General features: G+C 45.0%; 1 protein-coding gene and 1 pseudogene. Both read right to left on the bottom strand.

Annotated elements, in window-relative coordinates; genetic code table 11:
• Nucleotides 1-158, bottom strand: a pseudogene (locus ACFIK3_RS09815) (phage tail protein); the annotation flags it as partial.
• A partial coding sequence (locus ACFIK3_RS09810) for a phage tail protein (RefSeq protein ID WP_375676646.1) occupies nucleotides 155-578 on the bottom strand: 424 nt, incomplete at its 5' end. The gene ACFIK3_RS09810 and the pseudogene ACFIK3_RS09815, both read right to left, overlap by 4 nt.

The following is a 578-nucleotide window of genomic DNA, read 5'->3' as shown; positions in this document are numbered from 1 at the left end:
GCAATCTCTGGATTAGCTTCCAGTGTGGCTTCTAAATAGCCTTTGAGTAAACCAGCTTGCCTCCGGTCTCTGAACACAGCCATGACATGGTGAAAGCAAAGGAGATCGAGGCTCATATCCTCTAGCTCTACAATAACATGCTTTTCTGGTATCTTCATAGAGTTTGTCCCACTTGGATTTGTCCCTCTTGGTATTGTCCTTGTGGTTTTCCGCCATTAAAAAAGGGCAAGAGCGTAATGGAATAGCGGATGCGCTGGGATTGACCAGAGCGACTGATATAGTCATGGTCTTTATTGATCGTGGTGATTACTACGGGTCCATGGAGAAGGACACTATAGGTGGTATCATTGATCCAATGAAGCATCTGGACCGGCTTTGCTCTTCGGATAGTTGTAGTGATGGCATCAATGGCTACACGGTCACCAAATTCTTCTGGAAACCAAACTCCATGAATGGTCTTTGCATCATTGCCATAGCCGGTAAATTGCAAACTGGGTGCCTTGCCAAAACGCTCCATACAAACCCATGAGGCAGAAAACTCTTCTTCAAAAGATTGGAAATTCAGCCAATCCACATAA

Origin of the sequence: Bartonella sp. CB10SXKL (genome assembly GCF_042195515.1) — a bacterium.
In the GTDB taxonomy this organism is placed as follows: Bacteria; Pseudomonadota; Alphaproteobacteria; order Rhizobiales; family Rhizobiaceae; genus Bartonella.
This window is presented reverse-complemented; position numbering and strand designations above follow the sequence as displayed.